At 48.3% G+C, this 5,423-nt stretch carries 5 protein-coding genes; 2 read left to right on the forward strand and 3 right to left on the reverse strand.

Annotation, left to right across the window (positions count from 1 at the left end; translation table 11 throughout):
* The first annotated feature begins 338 nt into the window (after nucleotides 1-338).
* Nucleotides 339-1,571, forward strand: a complete 1,233-nt coding sequence (locus tag FH968_RS23115) for a tetratricopeptide repeat protein (RefSeq protein WP_223271380.1) — start codon at nucleotides 339-341, stop codon at nucleotides 1,569-1,571.
* Between the two features lie 62 nt (nucleotides 1,572-1,633).
* Here the strand turns inward: FH968_RS23115 and FH968_RS23120 are convergent, their stop codons facing one another.
* The 3 genes from FH968_RS23120 to FH968_RS23130 are packed head-to-tail and all read right to left on the reverse strand — an operon-like array spanning nucleotide 1,634 to nucleotide 4,409.
* Nucleotides 1,634-2,779 carry a mandelate racemase/muconate lactonizing enzyme family protein gene (locus tag FH968_RS23120; RefSeq protein ID WP_139883768.1) on the reverse strand — a complete coding sequence of 382 codons (1,146 nt, stop codon included), beginning with the start codon at nucleotides 2,777-2,779 and terminating at the stop codon, nucleotides 1,634-1,636.
* Nucleotides 2,779-3,651 (reverse strand): fumarylacetoacetate hydrolase family protein, encoded by an 873-nt coding sequence (locus FH968_RS23125; RefSeq protein ID WP_139883770.1) that lies wholly within the window; start codon nucleotides 3,649-3,651, stop codon nucleotides 2,779-2,781. The genes FH968_RS23120 and FH968_RS23125 overlap by 1 nt, the downstream gene beginning before the upstream one ends.
* A 26-nt stretch (nucleotides 3,652-3,677) precedes the next feature.
* The gene (locus FH968_RS23130; protein WP_139883772.1) at nucleotides 3,678-4,409 is read right to left on the reverse strand and encodes an SDR family oxidoreductase; all 732 of its coding nucleotides are present in this window, start codon (nucleotides 4,407-4,409) and stop codon (nucleotides 3,678-3,680) included.
* A gap of 193 nt (nucleotides 4,410-4,602) precedes the next feature.
* Here FH968_RS23130 and FH968_RS23135 point away from each other — a divergent pair, with 193 nt between their 5' ends.
* Complete coding sequence (locus FH968_RS23135; protein ID WP_223271381.1) at nucleotides 4,603-5,385, forward strand: IclR family transcriptional regulator; 783 nt, start codon at nucleotides 4,603-4,605, stop codon at nucleotides 5,383-5,385.
* The last annotated feature ends 38 nt before the right edge of the window (nucleotides 5,386-5,423 follow it).

The raw sequence follows: 5,423 nt of genomic DNA on the forward strand, positions 1-5,423 counted from the left end.
CGGGCAGGTCACTACCGGTGGTGTGCAGTATGAGGTGTATCAGCATGCAAGCTCGAATGCTGAACTGCTTATTCAGCACGGAGTGGAGCTGCAACACGCCTGATAACTAAGTAATCTTCGCGTATTACTGCAAAACCCTGGTTACTGGCCAGGGTTTTTTATTAGCGTTATTTTAAAAATATCAACTGCACTTATTTTCGACGGATAATTTATTAAATAAATCTCGATGCATGACATTCTAAATAATAGATTTTTTATTTTTATTAATCGCCATGTTGGTCTGTATATTTTTTTACTATATTTGTTCGCCTGTAATCACGTGAGAAAGTGTTTAGACCATGTATACATCACCAAACACGGTACCTGACCTGAGCGTTTATCTGAAGGTGCAGGGAATGTGCTATTCGACAGCAATGGCTCAGATGCGGTTTCCTGCAGCCATTAAAATTTGCGAAAATGTTCTGAAAATAATGCCGAGAAATCTCACGGTGATCAGTGATTATGCACTGGCACTAATGCGGGCAGGGCAGTACCGAAAATCATACAAGCAATATAAAAAGATATATGAATTACCGCATGAAAATCTGCACACCAACTGGCTGGATGGTCTTGCGGAGGTGTGTGGATGGCTGGATAAAAAAGAGGAATTACAGCGTTATGGCCTTGAAGCATTAAACCGGGCAGATGAAGCATACCGAAATGGGAAGAAATATCCTCTGCCAACAGAGGCACCGCCACCCTTTAATAAAAATGATAAAAGTAAAAATATAATTTCATACAGCTTGTATGGCGCGAATCCGCGCTATTGTGAAACACTGGTAAAAAATGCAGAAATTTGCCACGAACTCTACCCAGCATGGACGTGCAGGGTTTATCTGGATGAGAGTGTTCCTGAACATATATTAAGCCGTCTCCAAAGGCATAATGTGCAGCTTATCGATATGACGGGGAGCGAACTAACCCCCACAATGTGGCGATTTCTTGTTATGGATGACGAGTCTGTCTCGCGATTTATTGTCAGAGATGCAGATTCACTGATTTCGGAAAAAGAAGCCGCAGCAGTGAATGCATGGGTGTCTTCACCGTACTGGTTTCATCACATGAGAGATTATTTTACACATACTGATCTTTTGCTGGCAGGAATGTGGGGAGGGTGCCAGGGAGTATTCAAAGGCATGGGTGACCAGATGTTGAGTTTTATGCAAACTTATACCGGAACATCACGCTATACAGATCAAACTTTCCTCAAACATGAACTGTGGCCTACCGTCAGGGAGAGTATTCTCAATCATGATCAGTTGTTTAATTTTCATGGGGCAAACAATTTCCCTGAGCACCCTCCAGTGCGTTGGAAGAAAAAATTTTTCCACATTGGTAGTAATGCCGGTTATACGGAAATAAGAAAAGTTGCTGCTGATAAAACGGCTGAAAGCCAGTCTGTGGATCTCATTATCGGCGAGGATGTTTGTCATTATAAAGCCAGGGTTCTACAAGGGGAGTGGATACTTAATATTCCATTTTATCTTACTGATGAAATTGAAGCAGGGACGTGCAAAATTATTGATCGCTAAAAGCCACAGAAGGCAATATTGGATTGCCTTCTGTGGCTTTATTCATCGTCAGAAATTTTGTTTTAACTGCGAACATTTCTGGATGAGTCGATGCCTGGGCCGCCCCTTATCATGCAGTGGCTTCCTGGTATTGTCTGCTGCCTGAGGGCGGTTTCATCCCAGTCTATGCCTAATCCCGGTTTGTTTGACGGGAATGCACGGCCTGCGGTGAAGTGCATTGTTTGCTGTGTTAGGCTGTCCAGTTGCGGAATATATTCCAGCCACCGGGCATTAGGGACTGCCGCACACAGTGAAACATGTAGCTCCATCAAAAAATGTGGACACACGGCGACGTTAAAACTTTCAGCCAGATGTGCTGCTTTAAGCCACGGCGTGATTCCTCCAATACGTGCCGCATCTATTTGTACAATTGAGCAGGCATTTTGTTGTAAGTACTCGCGGAAATGGAGCAGGCTGTACAGGCTTTCACCCACAGCAACAGGAATGGATGTTTGCTGGCTTAGTCTGACATGCCCCTGAATATCATCGGCAGGCAGGGGTTCTTCGAACCAGCCAATGTCCAATTCTTCATAATGACGCGCACGCCGAATCGCCTCATCAATATGAAATGCCTGATTGGCATCGGTAAAAATTTCAAATTGATCGCCGGTCGCTTCACGCACCGCCCGTAACCGTGCAACATCTTCTCTGACAGGGCGGCCAACCTTCACCTTCACGGCAGAAAAACCGCTCTCTTTGCTTTCTAGCGCATTCTCAATCAGCTCACCGGGCGACAGATTTAACCAGCCTCCTTCGGTGTTATAGAGCGGAATACTTTCTTGCGCCCCCCCGGCGGCAATCCACAACGGCAATCCAGCCCGCTTGCAGCGCAAGTCCCAGAGCGCGGTATCAATGGTGGCAAGTGCCAGCGACGTTATCGCGCCAACTGCTGTGGCGTGGGTCAGGAATAACAGCTCTCGCCACAAACTTTCAATCCGATCGGCTTCTTTGCCAATAAGCGCAGGGGCCAGCGTTTTTTCAAGCAATGAAAGCACGGCCGGGCCACCGGTTCCGATGGTATAGCTATAGCCCAGGCCTTCTGCACCTTCAGAATCGGTGATGCGCACAAACGGCGTTTCCTGGCAGACAAATGCCTGAATGGCATCTTCACGGCGAACTTTTGGCACTAATGCCACCATGAAAATCTCTACGGCTGTAATAATAGCCATCAATAATCTCCTGTCGTTGTTCGGGATAGGACCGCGCTATATGTTCGTTGTTGCTGAGTGCCAAGCCCTTCAATGCCCAGGCGTAACGTTTGTTGCGGTTTCAAATAAACCGGGGGTTTTTGTCCCATACCCACACCCGGTGGTGTACCCGTTGAGATGATGTCACCAGGATGCAGGCTCATAAATTGTGAAATGTAGGACACCAGGTAGCGCACGTTATAGATCATGGTATTCGTCGAGCCTTGTTGATAGCGATGTCCATCGACATCCAGCCACATTTGCAGTTGTTGTGGGTCCGCAATTTCATCACGTGTCACAAGCCATGGGCCCACAGGGCCGAAGGTGTCACAACTTTTGCCTTTCATCCACTGACCCTGGCGTTCAAGCTGGAATTCGCGCTCAGACAAATCGTTCACCACGCAATAGCCGGCGACGTAGTTAAGGGCATCTTCCTCACTGACATATTTTGCGGTCTTGCCAATAATCACGCCGAGCTCAACTTCCCAGTCAGTCTTGTGCGAGTTATGCGGAATTTCGACATCATCGTTAGGGCCGACAATGGCATGGGGTGATTTCATAAACAGAATCGGCTCCGGGGGAACCTCCGCGTGGGTTTCTGCGGCGTGATCTGAGTAGTTCAGGCCGACGCAGATAAATTTGCGTGTGTTGCCTACACAAGGCCCAAGACGAGGATTTCCCGTCACACGCGGCAAATCTTCTACATTGAGTACTGACAGCTTTTCCAGCATTTCAGGAGAGAGGGTGTCCGCCGTAATATCGTCTACATATTGTGATAAATCGCGGATGTTACCTGCCTCATCCAGTATCCCCGGGCGTTCTTCACCTGCTTTGCCGTATCGAAGTAATCGCATTTCACTTATCCCTTATCAAAAGTGTTTCAGGCAGACCAGCCGCCATCAATATGGTGAGCCTGGCCGGTGGTAAATGTGGCCCCGGTGAGGTACAGCACCAGCTCAGCAATTTCTTGTGGCTGGCCGATGCGTCCCATCGGCTGGCGAGCAATAAACGCCTCACGCGCCGCGTTATAATCACCGGTATCTTCAAGACGTTGCTGCAATGAGGGGGTTTCTACAGTGCCTGGGCAGATGGCATTGCAACGAATTCCGTGGGCGATGTAGTCAGCGGCAACGGATTTTGTCAGGCCAATGACCGCCGCTTTCGTCACGCTATAAGCGCAACGGTTCGGTACGCCTTTTATGCTCGACGCGATAGACGACATATTGATAATGCAACCGTCTTTCTGCGCAAGCATGCCGGGCAATACGGCTTTGATGAGGTTAAATTGCGACATCACATTCAGATGCCAGGCCAGTTCGAGTTGTACATTTTCTGTTCCCAACGCATCACCGTTTTGCACAATGCCTGCACAGTTAAACAACACATCAATATGCGGTAAGCGCTGCACGAGTGTGGAGATGGAATCGGTATCCAGCACATCGAGAAACTCTGTGCGAATGCCAGGTTGCGAAGAAAGCTCCGCAAGTTTTGCGCGATCAATATCTGTTGCAATTACCTGAAAACCTTTCTGCGCCAGTAACAGCGCGGTAGCCAGGCCGATTCCCTGTGCTGCTGCTGTAATCAAAATGGTCTTAGTGCATGCATTGCTCATGCTTTTCTCCTGATGGAATGTGCCGCCGATAGTTTATTCACTGTAAGCAATATTATTTTTAATTCAAATATGAATTTATAATTTATATATGGTTGTCACATTTTACCTTTCATGAGCAGGCCAGCGACAGCCGCGACAAAAGTGGTAACATTCAACTCGTTGAACTCTCCGTGTGCACTCTGATGAGGGACTTATGACGCAAAACAAACTGGACTCGGACATTCAGGAAGAGCGCTATCGCGCACCGGCTCTGGATAAGGGGCTGGATATTCTGGAAAAACTGGCGGATACAGAAGAAGGACTATCGCAAGTCGAAATTGCAACGGCATTGGGGCGAAAGCCGAATGAAATCTACCGCATGCTGGATCGCCTCGTGCGTCGTGGCTACGTGGTGCGCACCAATCTTGATAGCTACCAACTCTCTCTCAAACTGTTTGAACTGGCTCATCGTCATCTGCCGATGCGCCGTCTGGCATCACAATCGTTATCCCATTTACGCGAGTTCTCCCGGCAGTCCCAGCAGGGTTGCCATATTGTGATTTATGAACGTGACGGACTGACTTCTATTGCTCAGTCGGATGCCCCCGGTTATTGGGGTTTTGGCATTCGTGTGGGCGCCCGGATGGGGCTGCTGGATACCGGTTCCGGCCATGTATTACTGGCATTTTCGTCCCCTGAAGATCGGCAATTTATGATCGCGCAAAGTGCTGAGTGTGGCGGGGAGCTTGACGCATCATTGCAGCAGCGTTTGCTGCAGGTGCGTGAGCAGGGCTATGAAATCATGCCCAGCCAGCAGGTCGAGGGAGTATTTAACATTGCCGTGCCGCTGTTGATTAGCGGTGATAACGCCATTGCGGCGTTGGCCTGCCCATGGGTTAAGCATTTGGATCATATGAATTCGCCTGCTTGCGAGACGGTATTGCAACTGTTATTGAAGACGGCGGGGCATATTCGCAACGGCACTCATGTCGATTAAATTTCCTTTTTCCCCTTAAGCTATCTCTTATACACATC

It is taken from the genome of Buttiauxella sp. B2, assembly GCF_006376615.1.
GTDB lineage: Bacteria > Pseudomonadota > Gammaproteobacteria > Enterobacterales > Enterobacteriaceae > Buttiauxella.

What these genes read in the sequence shown, in the direction of transcription:
- FH968_RS23130 (WP_139883772.1), bottom strand. Translation starts at nt 4,409, where the DNA reads ATGAGCAATGCATGCACTAAGACCATTTTGATTACAGCAGCAGCACAG.
- FH968_RS23120 (WP_139883768.1), bottom strand. Translation starts at nt 2,779, where the DNA reads ATGGCTATTATTACAGCCGTAGAGATTTTCATGGTGGCATTAGTGCCA.
- FH968_RS23125 (WP_139883770.1), bottom strand. Translation starts at nt 3,651, where the DNA reads ATGCGATTACTTCGATACGGCAAAGCAGGTGAAGAACGCCCGGGGATA.
- FH968_RS23135 (WP_223271381.1), top strand. Translation starts at nt 4,603, where the DNA reads ATGACGCAAAACAAACTGGACTCGGACATTCAGGAAGAGCGCTATCGC.
- FH968_RS23115 (WP_223271380.1), top strand. Translation starts at nt 339, where the DNA reads ATGTATACATCACCAAACACGGTACCTGACCTGAGCGTTTATCTGAAG.